The 22,999-nt window shown below is 63.3% G+C and carries 25 protein-coding genes and 1 tRNA gene; 12 read left to right on the top strand and 14 right to left on the bottom strand.

All coding sequences use genetic code 11. From position 1 onward, the window contains the following. Positions 1 to 301 precede the first annotated feature (301 nt). The 4 genes from LOM8899_RS15865 to msrP all read right to left on the bottom strand — a co-directional run bounded on the left by LOM8899_RS15865 (position 302) and on the right by msrP (position 3,353). On the bottom strand, positions 302 to 1,477 hold the full coding sequence (locus LOM8899_RS15865) for an MFS transporter (RefSeq protein ID WP_211096213.1): 1,176 nt from the start codon (positions 1,475 to 1,477) through the stop codon (positions 302 to 304). 37 nt (positions 1,478 to 1,514) lie between these two features. After that, positions 1,515 to 2,135, bottom strand: coding sequence for a protein-methionine-sulfoxide reductase heme-binding subunit MsrQ (gene msrQ / locus LOM8899_RS15860; RefSeq protein ID WP_093993214.1), 621 nt, complete (start codon positions 2,133 to 2,135; stop codon positions 1,515 to 1,517). Further along, complete coding sequence (locus tag LOM8899_RS15855) at positions 2,135 to 2,344, bottom strand: GDCCVxC domain-containing (seleno)protein (RefSeq protein ID WP_093993213.1); 210 nt, start codon at positions 2,342 to 2,344, stop codon at positions 2,135 to 2,137. The genes msrQ and LOM8899_RS15855 overlap by 1 nt, the downstream gene beginning before the upstream one ends. Positions 2,345 to 2,447: 103 nt before the next feature. Continuing rightward, entirely contained in the window at positions 2,448 to 3,353 is a 906-nt protein-coding gene (msrP, locus tag LOM8899_RS15850) for a protein-methionine-sulfoxide reductase catalytic subunit MsrP (protein ID WP_093993239.1), read from the bottom strand. 310 nt (positions 3,354 to 3,663) lie between these two features. On the opposite strand from msrP, the gene LOM8899_RS15845 reads away from it, so the two are divergent. From LOM8899_RS15845 to LOM8899_RS15835, 3 genes are all read left to right on the top strand, one after another. Continuing rightward, a complete protein-coding gene (locus LOM8899_RS15845; RefSeq protein WP_093993212.1) occupies positions 3,664 to 4,140 on the top strand; it encodes a fasciclin domain-containing protein in 477 nt (158 codons plus the stop codon). An 83-nt stretch (positions 4,141 to 4,223) separates the two neighbouring features. Further along, entirely contained in the window at positions 4,224 to 4,709 is a 486-nt protein-coding gene (locus tag LOM8899_RS15840; protein ID WP_093993211.1) for a fasciclin domain-containing protein, read from the top strand. A gap of 130 nt (positions 4,710 to 4,839) precedes the next feature. Continuing rightward, on the top strand, positions 4,840 to 5,592 hold the full coding sequence (locus LOM8899_RS15835) for an SDR family NAD(P)-dependent oxidoreductase (RefSeq protein WP_093993210.1): 753 nt from the start codon (positions 4,840 to 4,842) through the stop codon (positions 5,590 to 5,592). A gap of 4 nt (positions 5,593 to 5,596) precedes the next feature. Here LOM8899_RS15835 and LOM8899_RS15830 read toward each other — a convergent pair whose 3' ends face one another. Further along, positions 5,597 to 6,610: a Hint domain-containing protein gene (locus LOM8899_RS15830; protein ID WP_093993209.1), complete on the bottom strand. Its 1,014-nt coding sequence runs from the start codon at positions 6,608 to 6,610 to the stop codon at positions 5,597 to 5,599. Between the two features lie 246 nt (positions 6,611 to 6,856). Here LOM8899_RS15830 and LOM8899_RS15825 point away from each other — a divergent pair, with 246 nt between their 5' ends. After that, positions 6,857 to 7,711, top strand: a complete 855-nt coding sequence (locus LOM8899_RS15825; protein ID WP_093993208.1) for a DUF4394 domain-containing protein — start codon at positions 6,857 to 6,859, stop codon at positions 7,709 to 7,711. A gap of 59 nt (positions 7,712 to 7,770) precedes the next feature. On the opposite strand, the gene clpB is transcribed toward LOM8899_RS15825, so the two are convergent. Continuing rightward, positions 7,771 to 10,386, bottom strand: coding sequence for an ATP-dependent chaperone ClpB (gene clpB / locus LOM8899_RS15820; protein WP_093993207.1), 2,616 nt, complete (start codon positions 10,384 to 10,386; stop codon positions 7,771 to 7,773). A 343-nt stretch (positions 10,387 to 10,729) separates the two neighbouring features. On the opposite strand from clpB, the gene pyrF reads away from it, so the two are divergent. The 3 genes from pyrF to LOM8899_RS15805 all read left to right on the top strand — a co-directional run bounded on the left by pyrF (position 10,730) and on the right by LOM8899_RS15805 (position 12,064). Next, positions 10,730 to 11,446, top strand: a complete 717-nt coding sequence (pyrF, locus tag LOM8899_RS15815; protein WP_093993238.1) for an orotidine-5'-phosphate decarboxylase — start codon at positions 10,730 to 10,732, stop codon at positions 11,444 to 11,446. A gap of 110 nt (positions 11,447 to 11,556) precedes the next feature. After that, a complete protein-coding gene (locus tag LOM8899_RS15810; protein WP_093993206.1) occupies positions 11,557 to 11,766 on the top strand; it encodes an orotidine 5'-phosphate decarboxylase in 210 nt (69 codons plus the stop codon). Positions 11,767 to 11,851: 85 nt separating this feature from the next. Then, positions 11,852 to 12,064 carry a hypothetical protein gene (locus LOM8899_RS15805; protein ID WP_093993205.1) on the top strand — a complete coding sequence of 71 codons (213 nt, stop codon included), beginning with the start codon at positions 11,852 to 11,854 and terminating at the stop codon, positions 12,062 to 12,064. A 108-nt stretch (positions 12,065 to 12,172) separates the two neighbouring features. On the opposite strand, the gene LOM8899_RS15800 is transcribed toward LOM8899_RS15805, so the two are convergent. The 5 genes from LOM8899_RS15800 to LOM8899_RS15780 form a co-directional block, all read right to left on the bottom strand. Next, positions 12,173 to 12,445 carry an NfeD family protein gene (locus tag LOM8899_RS15800; RefSeq protein ID WP_093993204.1) on the bottom strand — a complete coding sequence of 91 codons (273 nt, stop codon included), beginning with the start codon at positions 12,443 to 12,445 and terminating at the stop codon, positions 12,173 to 12,175. Next, positions 12,442 to 13,335 carry an SPFH domain-containing protein gene (locus tag LOM8899_RS15795; RefSeq protein WP_093993203.1) on the bottom strand — a complete coding sequence of 298 codons (894 nt, stop codon included), beginning with the start codon at positions 13,333 to 13,335 and terminating at the stop codon, positions 12,442 to 12,444. Before LOM8899_RS15795 ends, LOM8899_RS15800 begins: the two co-directional genes overlap by 4 nt. A 63-nt stretch (positions 13,336 to 13,398) precedes the next feature. Next, positions 13,399 to 13,713 (bottom strand): DUF6958 family protein, encoded by a 315-nt coding sequence (locus LOM8899_RS15790; RefSeq protein WP_093993202.1) that lies wholly within the window; start codon positions 13,711 to 13,713, stop codon positions 13,399 to 13,401. Between the two features lie 27 nt (positions 13,714 to 13,740). Then, positions 13,741 to 14,169 (bottom strand): NUDIX domain-containing protein, encoded by a 429-nt coding sequence (locus tag LOM8899_RS15785; protein WP_093993201.1) that lies wholly within the window; start codon positions 14,167 to 14,169, stop codon positions 13,741 to 13,743. Beyond that, entirely contained in the window at positions 14,162 to 15,319 is a 1,158-nt protein-coding gene (locus LOM8899_RS15780; RefSeq protein ID WP_093993200.1) for a WD40/YVTN/BNR-like repeat-containing protein, read from the bottom strand. The genes LOM8899_RS15785 and LOM8899_RS15780 overlap by 8 nt, the downstream gene beginning before the upstream one ends. Positions 15,320 to 15,464: 145 nt before the next feature. Here LOM8899_RS15780 and LOM8899_RS15775 point away from each other — a divergent pair, with 145 nt between their 5' ends. After that, the gene (locus LOM8899_RS15775; RefSeq protein ID WP_093993199.1) at positions 15,465 to 16,718 is read left to right on the top strand and encodes a DNA polymerase IV; all 1,254 of its coding nucleotides are present in this window, start codon (positions 15,465 to 15,467) and stop codon (positions 16,716 to 16,718) included. Positions 16,719 to 16,746: 28 nt separating this feature from the next. Here LOM8899_RS15775 and LOM8899_RS15770 read toward each other — a convergent pair whose 3' ends face one another. After that, a complete protein-coding gene (locus tag LOM8899_RS15770) occupies positions 16,747 to 17,610 on the bottom strand; it encodes an N-formylglutamate amidohydrolase (protein WP_093993198.1) in 864 nt (287 codons plus the stop codon). Positions 17,611 to 17,765: 155 nt separating this feature from the next. Here LOM8899_RS15770 and LOM8899_RS15765 point away from each other — a divergent pair. The 4 genes from LOM8899_RS15765 (at position 17,766) to LOM8899_RS15750 (ending at position 20,608) form a co-directional block, all read left to right on the top strand. Next, positions 17,766 to 17,840: transfer RNA gene (locus LOM8899_RS15765), tRNA-Val, on the top strand. Positions 17,841 to 17,916: 76 nt separating this feature from the next. Continuing rightward, entirely contained in the window at positions 17,917 to 18,042 is a 126-nt protein-coding gene (gene ykgO, locus LOM8899_RS15760) for a type B 50S ribosomal protein L36 (protein WP_008884645.1), read from the top strand. Between the two features lie 226 nt (positions 18,043 to 18,268). Continuing rightward, positions 18,269 to 19,525 carry an ABC transporter substrate-binding protein gene (locus LOM8899_RS15755; RefSeq protein ID WP_093993197.1) on the top strand — a complete coding sequence of 419 codons (1,257 nt, stop codon included), beginning with the start codon at positions 18,269 to 18,271 and terminating at the stop codon, positions 19,523 to 19,525. A 204-nt stretch (positions 19,526 to 19,729) separates the two neighbouring features. Continuing rightward, a complete protein-coding gene (locus tag LOM8899_RS15750; protein ID WP_093993196.1) occupies positions 19,730 to 20,608 on the top strand; it encodes a leishmanolysin-related zinc metalloendopeptidase in 879 nt (292 codons plus the stop codon). Between the two features lie 54 nt (positions 20,609 to 20,662). Here LOM8899_RS15750 and LOM8899_RS15745 read toward each other — a convergent pair whose 3' ends face one another. Further along, positions 20,663 to 21,103: a GNAT family N-acetyltransferase gene (locus tag LOM8899_RS15745; RefSeq protein WP_133065048.1), complete on the bottom strand. Its 441-nt coding sequence runs from the start codon at positions 21,101 to 21,103 to the stop codon at positions 20,663 to 20,665. A gap of 23 nt (positions 21,104 to 21,126) precedes the next feature. Next, positions 21,127 to 22,785, bottom strand: coding sequence for a peptidoglycan-binding protein (locus LOM8899_RS15740; protein WP_093993194.1), 1,659 nt, complete (start codon positions 22,783 to 22,785; stop codon positions 21,127 to 21,129). Positions 22,786 to 22,999: the final 214 nt, after the last annotated feature.

The following is a 22,999-nucleotide window of genomic DNA, read 5'->3' as shown; positions in this document are numbered from 1 at the left end:
CCGTAACAACCCGAACCGTTTCCGCTCCGTGCCGCCCGTCTGGCGCCCCGTTGGTGCATCTCTGCGCCGCCGGTGAGGGGGGTTCTACGGTTACTCGCACACACCCGCAACCCCTTTTTTCAAGAAACATGCATTTTTTATGACAGGGCCTGTTTTTTACGTGTTTTCGGGTGGTTACGGCAATTTTCAGTCGCCGACGTCGGGGAAGGTCGCAATATTCTTAGGCAGTTTGTGAATCCCTACCACCAGATGTTGGGCCTGCTCCTTCGACAGCCCCTATTCTGCGGCGCAGCAGAGAGACTCAGGGCACCAAAATCGGCGAGTCGCTCACCTGATTTCGCGGATTCGAGGGGCGTAACGCCCCCGAAAGCCAGACCGACACCGCCAAAAGCGGAAACAGGGCGCTCAACCCGACTCGCAAAGAGAATCCGTCGGCCAGAAATCCGATCATGGGCGGGCCGATGAGGAATCCGCATAGGGAGATCGTCGAGAGCACGGCGATATTCGCACTCTCATAGGTGTCGTCCAGGCCCGCCGCCGCCGAGACCGCCAAGGGAAAGCCGATCGAGACGCCGAGCCCGACGATTGCGAAGCCTGCGAATGCCACTGGCACCGACCAGGGGCCGACGATCATCGCCAGCCCTGCCAGCGCCACCAGAGACGCGCCTCGGGCCAAGCGCACCCGGCCGAGCAACGTCGTCGCCGCATCACCAAGGAATCGGCCGACCGCGACGCAGCCGGCATAGAGCGATACCGCAAGCCCTGCGCGCCCTGCCCCTTCTGGCCAGCGCTCGGCCATATAGACCGCCGACCAGTCGGACATCGCGCCTTCGGTCATTCCGATGGCCAAGGCAAAGAGCGAGATCGCGAAGAGCACCGGCGGTATCCGTCGAAGGGCGCGGCGCGGTGGGCCCGAGCCGGTCTCCGAACCGCTCAGCTTTGGCAGCGCCAACGCCACCGCCATCCCCGCGACAGAGGAGAGGACGGCAATACCGCCCAGCCGCAGAACGTCCGGCAAGGCCACCAGCACGGCCGCCACAAGAGAGCCCGCCATCAGGCCCAGCGCCCAGAAGCCGTGGCAGCGGCTCATGATCACTACGCCCGCACTCTTCTCCAACCGGCCCGCATAGACGTTCAGGCTCACCTGAAGGAACGCAAGCACAACGCCCAGGGCCGCGAGGGCGGCAAACAAGCTGCCTTGCCCCACCGCCAGCAATGGCAACAGCACGACAGGTGTTTGGACGGGAAAGGCCACGGCCAGCACGCGACGCGGCCCGTATCTGCCCAGCACCCTCGCGGCGATCTGCAAGCTGGGGACAAGCGCGACCGGCATCCCCAACAAGGCGATGGCCAATTCGGCCTTGCTCAAACCAAGGTCCGCTTTGACATGAGGGATCAGGGCAAGCCACGCTCCAAACGCAAGCGGTTGCAGCGCGAACACCGCCATCGTCAGAATTGTTGCGCCGCGCAGACTCATCCTGCGATCCTGCGGCACGCCGCGCGAATTGAAAAGACTATGCGGTCGCGGCCGGGCGCAGACTGGACCACTTTACCCGGGTGGCCAAGAGGCCGACGATGATGACGGTGTATATGATCGGCTCGATCTGAAATCCCTTGACCAGCCAAAGGAAGTGGACGGCCCCGAGAAGGCCGGCCGCATATGTCAGCTTGTGCAGCTTGCGCCAGGTCGCCCCGCCGAGTTTGCGGATGCTGAGATTGTTCGACGTGATCGCCAATGGGATCAAAGCGAGAAAGCCCGCCATGCCCACCGTCACATAAGGCCGCTTGACGATCTCGGTCCACACCCTCTCGAGGCTCTGAACGTCCAGAACGGCGAACACGAGGAAATGCGCCAGCACAAAGAAGAATGCCGTCACGCCGATGGCACGGCGGAACTTGAGCAGGTTGAGGCCCAGAAACCTGCGAAGCGGAGTCACGAACAATCCGGCCACCAGCAGTTGAAGGGCAACTTCGCCATAGGCGCGTTCGAGCACGTTGATCGGCTCGACCTTATAGGGTCCAAGCTGGTTCAGCGCCTGCCAGAACAGCCAAACCGCCCATGCCGCCCCGGCGACATAGACCAGCCAGGCAGGCACACGGCGCAAAGCCGCGTTCAGAGTTCCGACGACATCCATCAACAGCAGCCCTCTCCGGCCTGTATGGGGGGACAGGGCACTGTCCCGTATGAACAATAGACACAGCAATCGCCGGGCTTGGGGCGGATGACCGTCTGACAGCCCGTGCATTTGTAGAAATACTGACAGGCATCCATCGGCATCACTTCGGTCACAACCTTGGCGCAGTCCGGGCAGGTCAGGGTCGATGTCATGACGATACCGGACATCAGGTCATCCCCGTCGATTGCAAAGCAGGCAGGAACGGGCACATGGCGACCGGGTTATCGACCCCAACGGCGCAACGGCCCAGTCCTGTCGATCCGCAAGGCATCAATAGAACTCGTTGAGATCCATGCCCTCGTACAGGGATGCCACCTCGGCCTCGTAGCCGTTGAACATCAAAGTGTCCTTGCGCGAGGCGAACAATCCGCCGCCGATCTGGCGCTCGGTGGCCTGCGACCAGCGGGGATGATCCACGTTCGGGTTCACATTACTATAGAAGCCGTATTCGCGGGGGTTGATGATGTTCCAGCTTGCGGGGGGCTCTTCATCGGTCAGCGTGATGCGGACGATCGACTTGATCGACTTGAAGCCATACTTCCACGGGACGACCAAACGGATCGGAGCACCGTTCTGGTTCGGCATCGGCTCGCCATAGATCCCGGTGGCCAGCAGGGTCAGGGGATGCATCGCTTCGTCCAGCCGCAGGCCCTCGACATAGGGGAAAGGAATGACGCGCCGCTGCACCCCGATCATGACGTCGGGCTGCACCGTGGTTTCAAAGGCGACGTATTTGGCCTGGCTCTGGACGCCGACCTTGGCGAGCACGTCGGCAAGCTCGACACCGTTCCACGGGACAACCATCGACCATGCCTCGACACAGCGGAACCGGTAGATGCGTTCCTCCGCAGTCAGGCCATCCAAGAGATCGGCCAAGGTATAATCGCCCGGGTTGTCGACCATGCCGTCGACCTTGATCGACCACGGCTCGGTGACAAGAGCACCGGCGTTGCGGGCAGGATCTTCCTTGCCGGTGCCGAATTCATAGAAGTTGTTGTAGGACGTGATATCCTCGAACGAGTTCGGCTCCAGCTCGGCCTGCGCTTGTGCGACGCCACCGGTCGCGCCTGCGACGCCGAGGCCCATGGCACCGGCCATGATCTGACGGCGGTTCAAATAAGCAGCTTTGGGCGTCACATCCGCCCGTGTCAGGTCGTTCTTCCAGCGATAGGCCATGGCGTCCTCCATTGTTCGGTTATCGTTTATCTAGGGCCTCTTAGCGCAAAAGACGATTTCAATCCCGTCACGATGGCGTTCACGGATTGTAATGAAGTTACCGGACTGCCTGAAACCGGCGCGATCGCGTCACGGCGGATCACACTGACTGACAGTTTTGTGACTTGAGAAAATTTTGGCGGCCGGCTTAGCCGCAAAGGGGTGATCGTCAAGGTCGCTCGACGGCTTTTTCAGTGTGATCCAACGGTCATTCCGCCGCGTCTATTTCCCCGATGCCACAACGGCATTCCACTCTAATGGGAGAAGACACATGCTTCGCAGAACATTCATGGCACTCGCAGCCTCGACCACCCTGGCAACCACTGCAATCGCAGGCGGCCACTCCAAAGACATCGTCGACACTGCCGTCGATGCCGGCACCTTCACCACGCTGGTCGCCGCCGTTCAGGCCGCCGGTCTGGTCGAAACGCTCAAGGGCGACGGTCCGTTCACCGTCTTCGCACCTACCGATGACGCATTCGCCGCTCTGCCGGAAGGCACCGTCGAAGGGCTGCTGGCCGATCCCGAGGCACTCGCAGCCGTGCTCACCTACCACGTCGTCGCCGGCAAGGTCATGTCGACCGACCTCAGCGACGGGATGATGGCAGCCACAGTAAACGGCGCCGAGATCACCATCGGCACCGAAGGCGGGGTGACAGTCAACGACGCCAACGTGGTCACCGCCGACATCGAAGCATCGAACGGCGTGATCCACGTCATCGACGCGGTGATCCTGCCGCCGATGTAAGACCAACTGGTCAACGACAGGGCGGGGGAAACCCCGCCCTTCTTCATTCCACCACTCGCGACACTACTAATGGGAGAAAGACTATGAACCGCCGTTCCGCACTCAAATTGACAGGGGCCGCCGGCCTCGCCGCACTGGTCAGCGCCTGCGCCCCCGCAGGCACCAGCTACACCGACGTCGTGGGCACGCTCGCCGGCAACAGCCAGTTCTCGACACTCGTCGCAGCCGTAGGGGCCGCCGGGTTGGTCGAAACCCTGCAAGGACCGGGGCCGTTCACTGTCTTCGCTCCAACCGACGCCGCCTTTGCCGCGCTGCCGCCCGGAACAGTCGATGCCCTTCTGGCCGATCCCGAAGCTCTGGCCGCGATCCTGACCTATCACGTCGTGCCGGGCAAAGTGACGTCCGACCAACTGGCCGGCCAGATGCTGTCGGTTGCGACGGTCAACGGCGCTGAAGTGCAGGTAAACGGCACCAACGGCGTGACGGTGAACAACGCGACCGTGACGCAGGCCGACATCATGGCCTCCAACGGCGTGATCCACCGGATCGACACCGTGCTGCTGCCGTAAGGCGACACCGGTTCTGGTGGATCTCACCCCACCGACGCGCAACAACCAAGCCCCGACAGCACCGCGCTGCCGGGGCTTTTCATTCCTGTCGATCCGGTCAAACTGCGGCACGGCCAAGACAGGAGCAGCCATGACCAGAAAAACCGCCATCGTCACCGGAGCCGCACGCGGCATCGGCCTTGCCACCTGCCGGGCGCTTCTGGCGGACGGCTACCAAATCGCCATGATCGACCGGGACGGAGGCGCACTGGCCGAGGCGGTGACCACGTTCGACGATGTTCACGGGATCGACTGCGACATCTCGGACGAGGCGTCGGTCATTGGAATGGTCGCGGAAACCCTGCGACACTTCGGCCGGATCGACGCGCTGGTCAACAACGCCGGCGTGGCGGACTTCGGCCCGCTACAGGAAACCACCTTCGCCCGCTGGCGGCGCGTGATGGAGACCAACCTGGACGGCGCCTTCCTGTGTGCGCACGCCTGCCTGCCCGCACTCAAGGACAGCAAGGGGGCTATCGTGAACATCGCCTCGATCTCCGGGCTCCGGGCGTCGACGCTTCGGGTCGCCTATGGCACCTCCAAGGCCGGGATCATTCACCTGACCGAGCAGTTGGCAGCCGAGCTGGGCGAATTCGGGATCCGGGCCAACTGCGTCGCCCCCGGGCCTGTGCGCACAAAGCTGGCGATGGCGGTGCATTCACCCGAGATCGTGGCAGCCTACCACGACGCCATTCCGCTCAACCGCTACGGAAGCGAGGAGGAGATCGCGAACGTCATCGCCTTCCTGTGCTCGGACAAAGCCAGCTATGTCACCGGGCAAACCGTCGCCGTCGACGGCGGGTTCGAATCCACCGGGATCGGCCTCCCGGCGCTGCGGCACTGAGGGCTTAGACTAGCGCAAGCTCAGGAACGGCCGGTGCAGGCAGGCTGAGCGTGCCGGTCAACAGACGCGCTTCCTTCATCGTCAGCACAGGCCGAGCGGCCTTCGTATGGCGAAACGCATTGGCGCGGGCCGCATCCGCGTCAAGCAGGTCCGGCTCGCCCACCAACCGGTTGAGGGCCACGTCGCCCATCAAGAGGCTCTCGCAACTCGCTCCCTCGGCCAGCACGATCTGGTGACGCTCGAACAGCAGATGCACATAGTCGATCTCGGGGCGTGGGGCGATGGTGATACCCGGAGCGCCGATCATGGCCCGAGCCGGGATCAGAACCTCCGTCGCGCCGAAATAGAGCTCTGCCAAAGGCGAAGTGAGCAAAATCCTGTGCTGTTGCGACAGATACAGGTCTCGCGCATTGCCGATGGTGCCGGCCTCGAACCGGACGGGGGCGTTGTCCTTGGTGCCGCGCAGGGTCCGACGACCAGACCAAACCAACGGCACAGGGCCATCGTCGCGCGTGCGGACAAGGTCGCCGGGGCGGATTGCTTCGACTGGAACCGATCCGTCGAGGGTCGAAATCAGAGTGCCCGCCGCAAAGCAGACATAGGAATAGGTATAGCCGGGATCCTGATCGCTGGTGTAAAACTGCGGCTCCATCGACGGGTTGTAGTTGTCGGAATACCATCCCTCGAGATTGAATCCGGGCGTCCAGACCACCTGCACGATGTCGCCATTCCCGTCGGTGCCTTCAAAGACCACGATGCCACCGCCGCCAGGGGCCGCATCGCTTCGGATGACAACGGCATCCTCGATCGAGCCGCCACCGCCCGACCCGCCCCAACTGACATCGTAGGTATCGCCTATGTCATAGATATAGGGCTCCGGATCACCGGGATTGGTGTTGATGACCAGATCCTTGGAGCCGCTCGGCGGATTGTCAAAGGTCGAAGTGTTGGTGCCACTGCCCACGTTCGAACCCGTCGCCACCGCGAATTCATTGTCCACACCATAGATCGTCGCCATGTTCTCACCCCACGGATTTCCCGGCGAATGTCGCGTGGGAGTGTTGAAAGAAGTTTGACGACCAAGGGTTTACTGCTCCGCATTTGACTCAATTCCGGCGCAGGCGCGTCGAGAGGCAAAGGTCACTAACCGGGCTTCGAGAAAAAATGTTGATGCGGCGCGAAACTATTTCCGGCGGCTCTGCGTGACTGAGGCATCACCCGGACAAAAGACGGTCCGACACCGCAACAGATCAAGAGGATCACCATGACCTTTCGCACCTTGACAGCCACAGCCGCCCTCGCCCTCTCCACCAGCGCCGCCTTCGCCGCTGGGCATGCAGGCAATGCCGGCTACGCGCTCGCAAACGACGGCAACACCCTCGTGGTGATGACCGACATCGCCATGCCCAACGACGTGATGACCTTCGATCTGGCAAACGATCTGGACGCCATCGCCTTCCGGCCCGTGACGGGCGAGCTGCTGGGCTTTGCCGGTGACGCGATCTACACGATCGACACCAGCACCGGGATGCTGACGGACCTCGGCGCGACCTTCATGGACGACGCCATGATCGCCGACGACGCCATGGTCGCCTTCGATTTCAACAACGCCATCGACGCCGTCCGGGCCGTGTCGTCCAACGGTGACAACCTCGTCTACTTCCCCGAAGGCTTTGGGGACATGGACGAACGGGCAGGCTCCGTGCTGCGGTTCACCGATCTGGCCTATGCCGAAGGCGATGCCAGCTTCGGAGCGGAGCCGCTGGTCTTTGCCAACGCCTACACCAATGCGATCGCCGGAATGACGGCCGAGAGCACTTTCCAATACGCGCTTGACGCTCGGGCCAACGCCCTGATCAGTCTCGCCAACAACGCAGGCACCCTTGAAACCATCGGTCTGATCACGATCGACGGCGAAGCGGCAGACATTCTGCCGATGGGTGGCTTCGACATCATCTCCCCCTCCGTCGGTGAAGATCAGGCCTATGCCATCCTTCAGATCGACGGTCAGGAGACAGCCGGGCTCTATTCCATCGACCTGACATCGGGCAACGCGACGCTCTTGTCAGACCTTGGAATGGGCGGGTTTTCCGGCTTTGCCGCCTCTATGGGCATGTGATTGGGTACACACGACAAAGAAAGGGGGCCGCAAGGCCCCCTTTCGCATTTCCATGACCGTCAATGGACGACGGCATCGTCCGGCTTCGGCCGGTTCGAACTGGCGAGACGGTCGCCCACGATCAAACCTTCCGGTCCGACTGTGACCGGCACGCTGTCACCGTCCATCAGGTCACCCGACAGGATCATCTCGGCCAGCTGATCCTGCAATGCGCGCTGGATCACACGCTTCAGCGGACGGGCACCGAACACAGGGTCGTACCCTTCGTCGGCCAGCCACTTGAGCGCGGCCTCGTCCAGATCCAGGGTCATGTTGCGGCCGGCAAGACGCTTGCGCAGCAAACCGAGCTGGATTTCGACGATGCCCGTCATGTCCGCACGGCCCAGACGGTCAAAGATGATCGTCTCGTCCAGCCGGTTCAGGAACTCGGGCCGGAAATGGGCACGCACCGCATCCATCACGTCGCGCTTGGCCGAAGAGGCATCGGCACCGTCAGGTAGTTGGCTCAGCGCCTGCGCCCCAAGGTTCGAGGTGAGCACGATCAGGGTCTGCTTGAAATCGACCGTGCGGCCCTGGCCATCGGTCAGCACACCATCGTCAAGCACCTGCAACAGCACGTTGAACACGTCCGGGTGGGCCTTCTCGACCTCGTCGAACAGGATCACCTGATACGGCCGGCGGCGGACGGCCTCGGTCAGCACGCCGCCCTCGTCATAGCCGACATAGCCCGGAGGAGCGCCGATCAGACGGGCGACCGCATGCTTCTCCATGAATTCGGACATGTCGATCCGGACCATCGCGTTCTCGTCGTCGAACAGGAACTCGGCCACAGCCTTGGTCAGCTCGGTCTTGCCCACGCCGGTCGGGCCGAGGAACAAGAAGCTGCCCAAGGGGCGACCCTCGTCGTTCAGCCCGGCACGGGCGCGACGGACAGCATTGGCGACGGCACGAACAGCCGTGTTCTGGCCGATGACCCGCTTGTGCAGACCTTCTTCCATGCGCAACAGCTTGTCGCGTTCGCCCTCCAGCATCCGGCTTGTCGGAATGCCCGTCCAGCGTTCGACGACCTCGGCGATCTGCTCGGGGCGGACAGCCTCTTCGACCATCAGCGCGTCGCCTTCGGCATCGGCCTCGGCCAGCGCCTTTTCCAACTGCGGGATCACGCCGTAAGACAGCTCACCAGCCTTCGCCAGATTGCCCTCGCGCTTGGCGATCTCCAGATCGGCGCGCGCACGGTCGAGCTTTTCCTTCATCCCGCGAGAGCCCTCGAGACGGTCGCGCTCTGCCTGCCACTTGGCGGTCATCGCGTCGGCCTTCTCCATCATGTCGCCCAGATCCTTCTCGATCTTGGACAGACGGTCCTTGGAGGCCTGATCGTCCTCTTTCTTAAGAGCCTCGGCCTCGATCTGCATTTGCAGGATCTGGCGGTCGAGCGCGTCGAGCTCCTCGGGCTTGCTGTCCACTTCCATGCGCAGGCGAGAGGCGGCCTCGTCCATCAGGTCGATGGCCTTGTCGGGCAGGAACCGGTCGGTGATATAGCGATGGCTGAGCGTCGCAGCCGCAACCAAGGCGCTGTCGCTGATACGCACACCGTGGTGAAGCTCGTACTTCTCCTTGATCCCGCGCAGGATCGAGACGGTGTCCTCCACCGTCGGCTCTTCCACCATCAAGGGCTGGAACCGGCGGGCAAGGGCGGCGTCCTTCTCCACATACTTGCGGTATTCATCGAGGGTCGTGGCACCGACACAGTGCAGCTCACCCCGGGCAAGCGCAGGCTTGATCAGGTTGGCGGCGTCCATGGCGCCATCGGCCTTGCCGGCACCTACAAGGGTGTGCATCTCGTCGATGAACAGGATGATTTCGCCCGCAGCGGCGGTGATCTCGTTCAGGACGGCCTTCAGGCGCTCCTCGAACTCGCCACGATACTTCGCACCGGCAATCAACGCGCCCATGTCGAGTGCCATCAATCTCTTGTTGCGCAGGCTCTCGGGCACGTCACCATCGATGATGCGCAGGGCGAGGCCCTCGGCAATGGCGGTCTTACCGACACCGGGTTCACCGATCAGAACAGGGTTGTTCTTGGTGCGGCGGGACAAGACCTGCATGGCGCGGCGGATTTCCTCGTCGCGTCCGATGATCGGGTCGATCTTGCCCTGTTCGGCGGCCTCGGTCAGGTCGCGGGCATACTTCTTGAGCGCGTCATACCCCTCTTCGGCGGTGGCGCTGTCGGCGGTGCGGCCCTTGCGGACATCGTTGATGGCCGCATTCAGCCCCTGCGGGGTGACCTTGCCGGCGTCCAGAGCATCCTTTGCCTTGGATTTGACCATGGCAAGCGCCATCAGCAGACGCTCGACCGGAACAAAGCTGTCACCGGCCTTCTTGGCCAAAGCCTCGGCCTCGGTCAGCACCTTTGCTGTCGTGTTGTCGACATAGACTTGCGCGGCATCGCCGGTCACCTTGGCATGTTTCGCCACGGCGGCGTCGACGGCATCGACAACGGCCCGGGCATCCCCGCCAGAGGCGTTGATCAGGTTCGACGCAAGGCCCTGATCGTCGTCCATCAAGGCTTTGAGCAAATGTTCGGGGGCGAGCCTCTGATGGCTCTCTCGCACGGCAATCGTCTGGGCTGCCTGAACAAACCCGCGCGACCGCTCGGTGAACTTCTCCAAGTTCATGGGGTCTCTCCTCTTTGAAGCGCCCAGTTCGGCGGATGCCCACTCTTGCAGCACATCCCGGTTCGGGCCTTATGACTGTTAAATGGGTTTGGGGTGCAGTCTGCGCAAGATGTGGGGGGCGAAAATCGCCCCTCTTTCCGAGGGAATCACCGGAAAAAGGCGCGTTCAAGAAGCGCAGCCAACGGTCCTGAGTGCCGTGAAACGCGGCAACCGGGAAGCCGCCCCCAACGTTGCGTCATATGCAGGCAGACGGCTCTGGCTGCGGCAAGGTCGGGTGGTCCGACTTGTGCCGGACGGCAATATCGGCGAAACGGGGCAAACGCCGCCAGAAAAGGATCGCCCGATGTCCGATGACCGCCTGATTGTCGCCCTCGACGTTGGAGATGCCTATTCCGGGCTGCAACTGGCCGAAACCCTCGGCGACGCGGTCGGGTTCTACAAGATCGGGCTTGGGATGCTGACAGGCGGCGGGCTGGCGCTCGCCAACGAGCTCAAGGAAGAGCACGGCAAACGGATCTTCCTCGACATGAAGCTCTTTGACATCGGGGCCACGATCACCGCAGCGGTCAAGGGGCTGGCGCAGTTCGACCTCGACCTGCTCACCGTGCATGGCGACCCCTACGTGGTCAGCGCCGCCCGCGACGGCGTGGGACAATCCCAGACCAAGATCATGGCCGTGACGATCCTGACCTCGCTCGACCGGGCCGACCTCGACGGGGCGATGATCCGGGACGGCGCCATTGCCGACATCGTGCAGGAACGGGCGGGGCGCGCGCTCGAGGCTGGGGCCGACGGGGTGATCTGCTCGCCGCACGAGGCGCACCTGGTGCGAGCGCTGCCCGAAGCCGACGGGAAACTGATCGTCACGCCTGGTGTGCGGCCGGTCGGCAGCGACGCCGGAGACCAGAAGCGGATCATGACACCGGCTCAGGCCATCGCCGCCGGCGCCGACCACGTCGTCGTCGGGCGGCCGGTCTGGAAATCGAAAAATCCCAAGGAATCCGCGCTCGCGATCCTGCAGGAGCTGTCGTCGCCACAGGCGCTAAGCCCCAATAAATAAGGCGCTTGCGAGTGGCGAGAGGGAGCCGCTAGCGACTTGTTTTCCGTAGATGAAACTTTTTTCCGATTTGCTGCGTTAGTAGATGCAGGCAACAGAGAAAGGTTCGTCTCATGGCACAGGTTCGGTTGAACAACGTTCGGTATAACGCTGCCAAAGGCGCATTCGAGGCACGCGTCGATGTGATCCGGCACGGCACCGTGTTCCGCTATCCGTGCCAAGTCCCCGGCCCCGCCAACATGGACTACGAACAGGTCAGCGCGGAACTGGCGCATTCGGCGCTCCGGATGTCCGACAGCTCCGGTGTCCGTTCCCTGCACTGACCCACGATCCACACAAAAAGCATGCTCTCCGGCATGACTTGGAAAAACAAATGGGCTCCGGCGGCCCGACCCTAGGAGAAGACACATGGCACATATGTCCGTGAGCAAGATCAACTACAACGCAAATTCCGGCATGTACGAGGCGCGCGTCGACGTGCGGCGGGGTGGGACCACGTTCCGCTACCCCTGCGCCGTGCCCGGCACCCTCGTCATGGATACAGATCGTGTACGCAGCAGGCTGATGCAGCAGGCCGAGCGCATGTCCGACAGCGGCAGCTCCCTCCGCTCGGTCATCTAGGCGCGTACCGAATGGCCCGTCGCGTCGGACCGTCCCCCGCCGCGACCATCCCCGGGCCATAACAGCCCGACCAGTGCCCTCCCTCACTGGTCGGGCTTTTTCGTGGGCTCAGTTGTCGTTGATGTCTCGGTCCCAGATCTTGACCTGCCCCCGGCGCAGGCCAAACACCCGGCGCAAGATGACGTAGGCGATCAGCGACAGGACAGCGAACAGCACCAGCGCCCACGGGCCCGTCACCGCGAAGACGCCCAAAGCCATCAGCAGACCCATCGCGAACGCGCCCAAGGCAAAGCCGAAAAAGATGTAGGCCGGCACCAGGATCTCGAGGATGCCGAGCACCAGCGCCGCAGCCATCCAGACCCACCACGCCGACCACATCATTTGGCCCCCCGCAGCATCTTGAAGGCGTCGCCAAAGGCTTCGACCGCATTGGCGGGAAGCACGATGGTCTGATTGCCGGTGCCCGCGCCCATCTTGTTCAGCGCCTCGACCTGCTTGAGCGCGACCTGATATTGCGCCGCCTCCAGACCGTTCTCGGCAATGGCAACGGCCACCACCTGAGTCGCATAGGCTTCGGCATCGGCCAGAACGCGGCGGGCCTTGGCCTCTTGCTCAGCCGCATAGAGATTGGCGTCGGCCTGCAACTCGACGGCGCGCTTCTGCCCCTCGGCCTCCGTCACCTGAGCGCGGCGGGCCCGCTCGGCGTTGAGCTGCTGCAACATCGCGTTCCGGGTCGCCTGATCCAGATTGACGTCGAGGATCTCAGCACGCGTCACCTCGATGCCCCAGTCATCCACCTGACTGGCCACCTGCGTGCGGACCGCGTCGATCAGGCTGGACCGGTTGGCCTGCACCTGATCAAGCTCCATCCGGCCGATCTCGGAGCGGACGATCCCGGCTACCGTGGTCGAGATCGCGGCATCCACATCGCGAATGCGATAAACCGTCTTTTCCGGCTCTATGATGCGGTAGAATACGCTGGTTTCGACGGCGACAAGCACGTTGTCGCTGGTGATCGCGTCCTGGTTCATCGACGGCAACTGGCGCTCGAGGATCGAGATCTTGTGGGCAACCCGGTCGAGAAACGGCACGATCAGATTGATCCCCGGCCCGAGGACGGATCGCAACCGGCCAAAGCGCTCGACGACGAATTTCTGCGACTGGGGGACGATCCGCACGCCCGTCAGGATGCAGAACAAAATGAATAGCGCGAGCAGGATCAGCACAAGATTACTGCCGACCATCTCCAGCAACACGTCTTCAATGTCCATAATTTGTAACCTCCACAAGAATGGCTACTAAATATGGGAAATGGTCCGAACAGGAAAGCAGTTTCAGGCCGATGCGGGCAAAACAAGCCGCTGAGGCGTGACTTTGGGCATCCGGGCCAGATCACCGGCCACTTCCATCTCCAGCTTGACGGCCATCATATGCCAGCCCAGCTTGCCCAGCCGGGCAGTCTCGTCGTCGGTCAGGCGGGGCGCGATCGCGGCCGACAGCTCCGCCATCGGAAATCCGTCGGGGCCGGCGGCGCCGACGATATCAAGGATATGGCCGCGCAGCAGATCGAATTTCCATGTCGGGATATTGGTCACCCCGTCGCGGTCCTTTGCCGGGGTGCGGCAGGGGGTTCTTGGCTCGGCAACCATGGCTGTCACTCCTCCTTGCAGGGAAAACTACGGCAAACCGCCGTTGTGCTCAATCCACATGCGCAAACGTATGACCAAGGACGGAACGGCGTTGGGCAGGGCCAGAAACCCCTCCGGATCGAGCAGGGCCCACCCCTGCCCTTCGTCGCCAAACACGATGTCGGTTACTGCGCTTTCCGGCAGGCGAAGCACATAGAACCAGATCATCTCATGGGCGCGGTGCATGGCAGGCAGACGGATTTGCCAAAGACGCTCGGCCCGATACGCGTCAAGACCGACCTCTTCGCGCATTTCGCGGGCAAGCGTTTCAAATCCGGTCTCAGCACCTTCGCGACCACCGCCGGGGAAATCCCAATGCGCCGGAAACGGGATGTCGTGACGATCATCCCGAAGCAGGGTCAGAACCTTGTCACCAATGAAAACCGCCGCCTTCGCGCCGTGAAACGGCTCAGGCATCAGCCATGGTTTCGACGCACAGAACCGTCGGCAAATGGCGGGCGACTTCTGACCATGTGTCGCCCTCGTCGCGGCTGGCAAAGATCGACCCGGTATTAGTGCCGAAATACACGCCGACAGGCTCGGCCAGATCGACCGACATGGATTGGCGCAAGACGGTGAAGAAGCAGTTCTTGTCCGGCAGACCGGACTGGCATTTCTCCCAATGGGCACCGGAATCCGAAGAGCGCCACACGGCGGCCGAGGCATCGGGAGGATAACGACCCTCGGTGTCGCCGTTCAGCGGCAGGGTCCAGATCCGATCCGGGTCGCGGGGATGCACAGCGATGGGAAATCCAAAGGTCGACGGCAGGCCCTCGGTCACGTCATCCCAACTGCGGCCACCATCGGGGCTGCGAAAGACGCCATGGTGGTTCTGCTGATAGAGCACATCAATGCCGTCGCCCGGCGCACGGACCATGTTGTGCACGCAATGCCCGGTCTCACCGCCTTTCGGGGCGGCCGGGTGAGCATGGTGGACGTGATCGGTATTGGACAGGCGATTGCGGCGGTCCCACGTCTTTCCGCCGTCTTCGGTGGCAAAGACACCGGCCGCGGAAATCGCCACCCACATGCGATCGGCATCCGCCGGATCCGGAACGATGGTATGCAGAACAAGCCCCGCCGCGCCGCCATGCCAGTCGGGTCGGGACGGATGGTCGGTCAGACCGTTGACGATATCCCACGTGACGCCGCCGTCACGGCTGGCAAGGAGCATCGCGGGCTTGGTGCCGGCATACAGCACGCCATGCGCGAAATGCAGGGACCAGACCTGCGAGAACTGCTTTTCAAACGGGGCGGGCGTATCGGTCCAGCCGATCATCTTGGCGAATTCGGGATCGTTGGCGGCCCATTCGTCCATATCGCCGGACGTCAGCTTGGACAGGGTCCAGGTCTTGCCACCGTCATCGGACCGAAACACCCCGGCGCCGAACCAATCGCCGCCACCGGCGGCCCACATGCGGCCGGTTTCGGGGTCGCTGGCGACATGGTTGATCGGCCAGCCATCGCAAAACGGTCCGCGCACCTCGAAGTCACTGCGATCCGGCTTTGCATCCAGAACAAAGGCTCCCTTGGTGGTTCCCACCAGCACAGAACGCAAACCCGGCATCGCTAACCCTCCCGCCTGAATAGCGAAATAATATCACAGCACGCGCTCAGCCGCATAGCGGAGATTCGCGGCGACAGCGCCCGCCCGCCACAGGCCATTTCGGGGCATTCCAAAATCCGGCCGGCCCCGGTATTCTCTGCGCATCATGCCAGCCCTTTGCCGAGATTGCCTCACCACCTTTGACGGGCCGGGCCGCTGTCCCAACTGCGGACGGCCTCGGGTCACGCGGCATGACGAACTCTTCGATCTGACCATCGCGCATATGGATTGCGACGCCTTCTTTGCCAGCGTGGAAAAGCGGGACAACCCCGAATTGGCCGACAAACCGGTGATCGTCGGCGGCGGCAAGCGAGGGGTGGTCTCCACCTGCTGCTATCTGGCACGGATCAAGGGGGTGCGATCCGCGATGCCGATGTTTCAGGCGCTCAAGCTCTGCCCCGATGCGGTGGTTGTGAAACCGAGGTTCGAGGCCTATGTCGCGGCGTCCAAGGCGATCCGGGCGATGATGGACGAGCTGACGCCCGTCGTGGAACCGCTCAGCCTCGACGAAGCCTTCATGGACCTGACCGGAACGCAAAGGCTGCATGGAGCGCCCCCGGCGGTGATGCTGGCGCGGCTGACCCGGCGGATGAAGGACGAGCTGGGGCTGACCGGCTCTATCGGACTCTCGCACAACAAGTTTCTGGCGAAGGTCGCCTCGGATCTGGACAAGCCGCGCGGATTTTCCGTGATCGGAAAGGCGGAGACGCAGGATTTCCTGCGGCCGCGTTCCGTCCGGATGATCTGGGGGATCGGCCCCGCCGCGCAGGAAAGCCTCGACCGGGTCGGCATCCGCACCTTCGAAGACCTTCTGCGCTGGGACCAAGCCGATCTGGTGGCGCGATTCGGCGGCATGGGCGACAGGCTCTGGCATCTGGCGCGGGGGCAGGACGCGCGGCGGGTGTCCAACCGCACCCCGGTCAAGGGGCTGTCGAACGAGACGACCTTCGGAGAAGACACAAGCGATCCCGACATCCTCGACGGGCACATCTGGCGGATGGCCGAAAAGGTCTCGGGGCGGGCCAAGGCCAAGGATTTGGCCGGTCGGGTCGTGACGCTCAAGCTCAAGCGGTCGAACCACACGTTGGTGTCCAAACGGCACAGCCTGCGGCACCCGACGCAGGTGGCCGACACGATCTACCGGGTGGCGCGGGGGATGTTCGACACCGTGGCCGGACAGGCGCCGTTCCGGCTCGTCGGGGTCGGGATCAGCGACCTCACGGGGGCCGATATCGCGGATCTGGAGGGCGATCTGCTCGATCCGGACGCAGGCAAAAGGGCCAAGGCCGAAAAGGCGACCGATGCGATCCGCGCGCGATTCGGGGCGGACGCGATCATCAAGGGACGGGCGCTGAGATAGGGCGCTCTGGTGCCGCGCAGGTGACGCCCTACTCGGCGGCGACCCCCTGCGCGACAGGGCGACCGATCGCCACGACCTCGGCAATCACATCGTTGAGCAGGGCACAGAATGCCTCGTAGTCGGCATTCGGCTCCAGACGTCGCTCGTTCATATAAAGCGAGCGGTCGATCTCGATCTGCACCGCGTGCTGGCGACGGGAGGGGCGGCCATAGTGCTGGGTGATATAGGCCCCGGCAAACGGCGTATTGCGGGCCACGCGCAATCCGGCCCCGGCAAACGCGGCTTCGACCCGCTCGATCACCGAATTCGCAGCCGCCGCGCCGAACCGGTCGCCAAGCACCACGTCGGGGCGCAATTCATTGTGAGAGCTGACGGCATCGAGGGCCTCGTGGGGCATCGAATGGCAGTCGATCAGGATGGCCTCGCCAAACTGGGCATGGCTCTCGTCCAGCAGGGTCTGCAACTGATCGTGATAGGGACGCCAATAGCGATTGATGCGCATATGGACCTCGTCCAGCCCGATCTTGCCGCGATAGATGGCACGGCCATTCGCCACCACCCGGGGAATCACCCCCAACCCGCTCGCGATGCGCGGATTATGGGCCACACGGCGGATTCCTTCGATTAACGCTGGGTCCAATTCTTCGGGTGCGCGGTTCAAATCGACATAGGCGCGAGGGGCAGAGGCGGCCAAAAACGGAGCGCCATGCAGGCTCGCGGGGGCGAAAAGGGCGTCGACAAAGGCGTCCTCGGACGACCTGATCTCGTGTTCGTCAAGCGACGCGGCGCCTAAAAACTCAGGCAAATAAGCCCTTCCGCTATGCGGAGACGCAAAAACCACGCTTGTATCCCGGCGTATGGGGCGGCTCAGCTCGAATGCGGCATGCGTCATGTATTCATCCCTTGTTCGCCACATAAGATAGACTGAAAATATGTATTGCCAAAAGCCCTTGATCCCCCGCGAGCAACCTTTTATAGACCGCACACCTGACGCGGATCGAGCCGCGTCCTGTTTCGTTATGGGACGCACGATTTGTTAAGGAGAGTGGGCGGTTAGCTCAGCGGTAGAGCACTTCGTTGACATCGAAGGGGTCACAAGTTCGATCCTTGTACCGCCCACCATCGAATTCGACGGCCCCCCGGGGTCACGACAGTAACCAAGGCGCAATCGCCGCGCCGCGAAAAAGGAGAGCTACCCATGAAGGTTGCAAACTCACTCCGTTCGCTCAAGCAGCGCCACCGCGATTGCCGCGTCGTGCGCCGTAAGGGCCGGGTCTATGTGATCAACAAGACCCAGCGCCGGTTCAAGGCCCGCCAGGGCTGAGCCTTCGCTCTCAACCTGATGCCGAAAGGGCCGCGACACGACCGTGTCGCGGCCCTTTTTGCATTCCGGATGCGGCTCGGAGCACGGCCTCGGGCGGGTGAATCTGGCCCATGATGGCCACCGGACGAGAGGGCGGGTTTTCCTGACTTTATGGCAAATCGTGCTGGTCATATCGGTTTGGCACGCGTTAGGCTCTGCCCATCAGGATTGAGAGGAAGGGCATTCCATGACACGACAAACATTGACCATGGCCATGACTGCCGCCGGTCTGGCAGGCATTGCGCTGCCCGCGGCCGCGCAGGACATCTGCGGCGGAGCCGGGGCGAACGGACAGTGGATTGGCGGTTCCGAAGCGGCCTCGGACGTGTCCGTCTCCGACAATTACATGGAGCAGATGGCACTCGTGCTGATGGGCAACGAATATGTCGCCCTGTTCAATGTCTCCGCGCCTACGGATGTGCGTGTCGAGGCGGCCGGACGGGGCGGTGGCGATCCGGTGATCGACCTGCGCGACGCCGGCGGCACGATTGTTCTGTCCGACGACGATTCCGGCGGCGGCGGCGCATCGCGCGGCGAGATGACGCTTAACCCGGGCACCTATTGCCTGTCGATGGCAAGCTACGACGGATCCCCGATGACCGGCTTCGTGCGGGTCGGCCGCACCGAGCAGGAGGCACTGACCGAAGGCACCAGCATGCCGCCAGTCAGCCCGCCGGAAACGCCCGGCGATTTCACCGGCGGCGGCGGAGGCTGCTCGGCGGTGTCGAATTACCTGGCCGACGGCGGGCCGATCGACGGCAGCCTCGACATGGGAGCATCGGTGACCGCCTCGGTGGATCAGGTCGACGCCTGGGGCTTCAGCCTCGGCACCGCTCAGGCGATCACGATCACGGCGGAAAACCCGAGCGCCGACCCGCTCGTCACGCTTTATGACGGGTCAGGCAACTACTTGGGCGAGAACGACGACTTCGACGGGCTGAACAGCCGGCTCGACATGACCTCGCCGTTGCCCGCCGGCGACTACTGTATCGAAATGGTCGCACTTTCGGACACGTCCCTGCCGATCACCGTGACGGTGTCGGGCTTCGATCCGGCGGCACAGCTGGCATCGCTCTACGAGCGGGGCGAAGCGGCGCCACCGATGGACGGCTCCTACCCGATCACCAACATGGGTGCCCTTGGCAACCGGGTGCGTCAGGATCTGCAAACCACGGACGTCACCACATGGATGTCGTTCGACATCGACGCCCCCGGGCTGGTCGTGGTCGAAGCGATCTCGAACGGGATCGGCGATCCGATCATGGTGCTCTACGATGATTTCGGGCGGCTGGTCGCCGAAAACGACGACTACGGCGGAGACCTCGATCCGCTGATCGCCGCGCGCGTCCTGCCCGGCAGCTATCTGGTGGGCGTGCGGCAGTTGAACGAAGGCGAGACCGGCCTCGTGCGCATGTTGTTCGAACGCTACATGCCCGCACAGTAAGAGGCGACACGAAACAAGGGCCCCGCCGAACGCGGGGCCCTTTCTTCTAAGACCAAGGCTCGGTTGGTTCCGGCAGCGACCAGAAAGCATTCACGATCGGTCGAGGCTGCGACCCGCGCACTATTCACGACGGAGCGCGCGCCAACTGACAACAGCGAATTACCCCGGCCGTTTTGGCCAGATTTTTTTGATAGGGAGGATTTCATGTCCGCATATTCAAGCTTTTCGGCAGACAACTTTGAATTCGAACCCGTTCCAAGCACCATGATGTATGGAACGGCGGCAAGTGACGACGGCGTCTCCGTCGCCTCGATGGAGGCCGAGGAGGTCATCCTGACATCCTATACCAGCGGTCAGGGCGAATACGGCGTAGTCAGTGATTTCAACATCGAAATCATCTTCGAGGGCGACGGCTGGACAGAGGAACTCCAGCAGGATTTCATCCTCGCCGCGGAATACCTCTCCACGATCATCACCGGTGACGTGCGCGGCGGGCGGCGGCAGGGGGTGGACGATATCACGATCACCGCGACACTGGAGGACATCGACGGATCCGGCGGCGTTCTGGGCCAAGCCGGGCCGACCGGCACGCGGTTCTTCTCGAAAATCCCGACGACCGCCGTAATGGAGTTCGACACCGCCGACGCTCAGGATTTTGCCGACGAAGGATTGTTCGACGATATCGTGCTGCACGAGATGATGCATTCGCTGGGCTTCGGCACGATATGGTCCCAACTCGGGCTGACCGAAGGCTCGGTCCGCGGCGGGACGCTGATCTTTACCGGCGAGAACGCGACCTTGGCCTATAACGAGGCTTTGGCCGACATCGCCGACGACGATCCGAATTCGCTCAACGGCGTGCCGGTTGAAACCGATGGCGGGCCGGGCACGGCCGGCGGGCACTGGGACGAGGACACCTTCACCAACGAGCTGATGTCCGGCTTTATCGACGACGCCAACTACATCTCCGCGATGACGGTCGCGGCCTTCGAAGACATGGGCTATGACACCATCTTCGATGCCAACGACCCGACCGCCGAGATCATCCAGCTCGACGAATTCGCCAACACCCTGTTCGCCTGAAACCGGGGGCCGAGCCAATCAAAGGGCCGGGGCATCGCCTCGGCCTTTCGCGTTTCATCCCAATGCAAGGCGCAGAATGTCGTAGCCGTTGTCCAAGCTGCGGGCCAGCGTCCAGCCCTGCCGCCGGATCAGGCCGCTGGCCGTTATCGTCGCAGTGTGGATTTCCGGATAGCCCAGCGCCCGGGCAAATCGCTCCGCACCGGCGACGAGGGCGGTGGCAATGCCGCGGCCGCGCATCTTCGGGCAGACTACCAGACCGGTCATCCAGGGGCCCTCCCCCGGCTCCGCGCCATAAGAGGTCGCGTCCAGCGCGACCGTGCCGACCGGCGCATCCGCGACCAGGGCGACCAAGCCGCTCGGCAATCCCTCGTGGCGGCCGCGCTTGGCCAGATCGGCGGCGGCATCGCCCTGCCCGCCCGGACCATACCACTCGGGCCAGGCCTCGATCATCAACGCAGAGACAGGCCCCACCACATCCGGCGGGGCCTGCGACAAAGGCAGGATGACCGGCGCGCCCGTCAGCGCAGCGACCCGATCGTATCCGCGAGCAAGCGGACCAGCGTGCCCTCGTCGAGGTAGCCACTCACCGGCAGATCACGGTTGCCCTGATAGCGACGGATGGCGCGGCGGGTGTCATCGTCGAACCGGCCATCGACCGCACCGGGGTTGAGGTCGAGCGAATCGAGCTTGGCCTCCACGAGTCGTGCGGTCAGGACGTTGAGGTTCAGCGCCTCCTCGGCCGCGCGGGCCTGTTGCTCTGCACCGGCAGAGCTGGATTCGCGCTGCAATTCGGCCAGACGAGCCTCGGCCTCTGCCTTAAACACGCCGCTGGGGAAGGCGGTCAGGTAATCGGCATAGGACGACTGGGTGTCGGCCTCGCGGGCGACGTCCCATGCCGCACGATCCTCGGCCTCTGCGGCGCGGCGCTTCTCTTCTTCGATGGCATCCAGTGCTTCGGTCGCGGTTTCGGCAAACAGGCCATCGGGATAACGTTCCAGATAGGCGCGGTAGCCCGGCTCATCGCCACGGGCGCCAGTTTCCTCCCAGAAGGCCCGGTCCAGACGGGCGCGTTCGGCTGCCAGACGCTCGGCCTCGGCCTCGAGCTCCGCAGCGCGGCGGGCGGCCTGGGCGTCGAGCTGGTTGATCTGCTCGGTTGTCAGATAGGAGGTCTGGGAATAGCCGTTGACCTGCTGCCAGTTGGTGATGGCACCCCGTGTGCCGGGGCCAAAGATCCCGTCGATGCCGCGGGTGTTGTAGTCGAGCAGGCTCAGGTTGCGCTGAATATCACGACGCTCGTCGCGGGTCAGTTGCAAGGCCTCTTCGGCCAGCCTGTCGGCCCGGTTCGGCTCGGAGAGAATCGCGGCGAGCTTTTCCTCGGCTTGCGCGATGAATTCGCCGTTCGGATAGCGGGTCAGATAGTTGCGAAAGGCTTCGGCGGTATCGAGCGCCAGTGCGCCTTCCCACAGGGCCTGCTCCGCGGCGGGGTCCACCTCGACGGTCGGCTCGTCGACAGGCTGCTCCGGCACCGGGCCCATGAAAGCGAATGCGCGGGGCAGATAACCGGAGGCGGAGATCCGGCGGTTCGCGGCGATCAGCCGGGTCAGATCGGCCTCCGGCTCGACCAGTTCGACCTGCGCGAAATCGGCAATGTCACGGGGCAGACCGCGCAAGACCGTCACACCTTGGGGGATGTCGAGCGCCCCGATGCCTTCGGTCAGCCACGCGTCGAAAACGGCGTCCTCGCCGGAATCGACGCCCAAAAGAAGGATCGCCTCGCCGGCCGAGCCGGACATGGCGTGCATCACGCTGTCCACCGACAACAAACCATCCTGCATCGACAACAGGCTCGGTTCCTCGGCATTCGCGGCCATGAACCATGTGCGACCACCATCGGTGACAAAACGGCCCGACAGGATCACGACCAAACGGTCCGCGCCCTGCACGTTCTCGGCGAATTCGGCCAGGGCATCGGCCATGGCGGAGGCGCGCGGATTGGGAATGGCGACGACGTCAAAACCCATCTCTTCGAGGGAGGACGCCGCATCGACAGGCTCGGCGCCGCGGACCAGACGGCCGAGCTCCTCGTAGCGTTCGATGCCAAGCACAAGGGCGGCATCCTCGGCCCAGCTGGCGCTGGCCAACATCGCAATCGCGGTGGCGCTTATGAAATGGCGCATTGTGGGGTCACTCCTCCTCAAGGGTCTTCAATTGGGCGGCAATCGGGCCTTCTGGCGGCTCGGACGGCGGAAAACGCCTGGTCCGGGGCAGCCTTCGGATCCCGATGCACAAGGCTAACGCATTTGGGCGTCGGTTGGTTCAACCTGCTCTGTCGGCTCATGCTATTCAATAGCAGAGCCGTATCTCAAGGCGCGGGGCAAGGGGCTGCGCGGT

It is taken from the genome of Flavimaricola marinus (assembly GCF_900184895.1).
GTDB classification, from domain to species: domain Bacteria; phylum Pseudomonadota; class Alphaproteobacteria; order Rhodobacterales; family Rhodobacteraceae; genus Flavimaricola; species Flavimaricola marinus.
This window is presented reverse-complemented; position numbering and strand designations above follow the sequence as displayed.

Bases quoted from the DNA above. Each gene is read 5' to 3' on its own strand.
- LOM8899_RS15865 (WP_211096213.1), bottom strand. From the start codon at position 1,477: ATGAGTCTGCGCGGCGCAACAATTCTGACGATGGCGGTGTTCGCGCTG.
- pyrF (WP_093993238.1), top strand. From the start codon at position 10,730: ATGTCCGATGACCGCCTGATTGTCGCCCTCGACGTTGGAGATGCCTAT.
- LOM8899_RS15810 (WP_093993206.1), top strand. From the start codon at position 11,557: ATGGCACAGGTTCGGTTGAACAACGTTCGGTATAACGCTGCCAAAGGC.
- msrQ (WP_093993214.1), bottom strand. From the start codon at position 2,135: ATGGATGTCGTCGGAACTCTGAACGCGGCTTTGCGCCGTGTGCCTGCC.
- LOM8899_RS15855 (WP_093993213.1), bottom strand. From the start codon at position 2,344: ATGTCCGGTATCGTCATGACATCGACCCTGACCTGCCCGGACTGCGCC.
- LOM8899_RS15795 (WP_093993203.1), bottom strand. From the start codon at position 13,335: ATGGACATTGAAGACGTGTTGCTGGAGATGGTCGGCAGTAATCTTGTG.
- LOM8899_RS15775 (WP_093993199.1), top strand. From the start codon at position 15,465: ATGCCAGCCCTTTGCCGAGATTGCCTCACCACCTTTGACGGGCCGGGC.
- LOM8899_RS15800 (WP_093993204.1), bottom strand. From the start codon at position 12,445: ATGATGTGGTCGGCGTGGTGGGTCTGGATGGCTGCGGCGCTGGTGCTC.
- LOM8899_RS15750 (WP_093993196.1), top strand. From the start codon at position 19,730: ATGTCCGCATATTCAAGCTTTTCGGCAGACAACTTTGAATTCGAACCC.
- msrP (WP_093993239.1), bottom strand. From the start codon at position 3,353: ATGGCCTATCGCTGGAAGAACGACCTGACACGGGCGGATGTGACGCCC.
- ykgO (WP_008884645.1), top strand. From the start codon at position 17,917: ATGAAGGTTGCAAACTCACTCCGTTCGCTCAAGCAGCGCCACCGCGAT.
- LOM8899_RS15845 (WP_093993212.1), top strand. From the start codon at position 3,664: ATGCTTCGCAGAACATTCATGGCACTCGCAGCCTCGACCACCCTGGCA.
- LOM8899_RS15825 (WP_093993208.1), top strand. From the start codon at position 6,857: ATGACCTTTCGCACCTTGACAGCCACAGCCGCCCTCGCCCTCTCCACC.
- clpB (WP_093993207.1), bottom strand. From the start codon at position 10,386: ATGAACTTGGAGAAGTTCACCGAGCGGTCGCGCGGGTTTGTTCAGGCA.
- LOM8899_RS15805 (WP_093993205.1), top strand. From the start codon at position 11,852: ATGGCACATATGTCCGTGAGCAAGATCAACTACAACGCAAATTCCGGC.
- LOM8899_RS15780 (WP_093993200.1), bottom strand. From the start codon at position 15,319: ATGCCGGGTTTGCGTTCTGTGCTGGTGGGAACCACCAAGGGAGCCTTT.
- LOM8899_RS15840 (WP_093993211.1), top strand. From the start codon at position 4,224: ATGAACCGCCGTTCCGCACTCAAATTGACAGGGGCCGCCGGCCTCGCC.
- LOM8899_RS15830 (WP_093993209.1), bottom strand. From the start codon at position 6,610: ATGGCGACGATCTATGGTGTGGACAATGAATTCGCGGTGGCGACGGGT.
- LOM8899_RS15755 (WP_093993197.1), top strand. From the start codon at position 18,269: ATGACACGACAAACATTGACCATGGCCATGACTGCCGCCGGTCTGGCA.
- LOM8899_RS15770 (WP_093993198.1), bottom strand. From the start codon at position 17,610: ATGACGCATGCCGCATTCGAGCTGAGCCGCCCCATACGCCGGGATACA.
- LOM8899_RS15790 (WP_093993202.1), bottom strand. From the start codon at position 13,713: ATGGTTGCCGAGCCAAGAACCCCCTGCCGCACCCCGGCAAAGGACCGC.
- LOM8899_RS15740 (WP_093993194.1), bottom strand. From the start codon at position 22,785: ATGCGCCATTTCATAAGCGCCACCGCGATTGCGATGTTGGCCAGCGCC.
- LOM8899_RS15835 (WP_093993210.1), top strand. From the start codon at position 4,840: ATGACCAGAAAAACCGCCATCGTCACCGGAGCCGCACGCGGCATCGGC.
- LOM8899_RS15785 (WP_093993201.1), bottom strand. From the start codon at position 14,169: ATGCCTGAGCCGTTTCACGGCGCGAAGGCGGCGGTTTTCATTGGTGAC.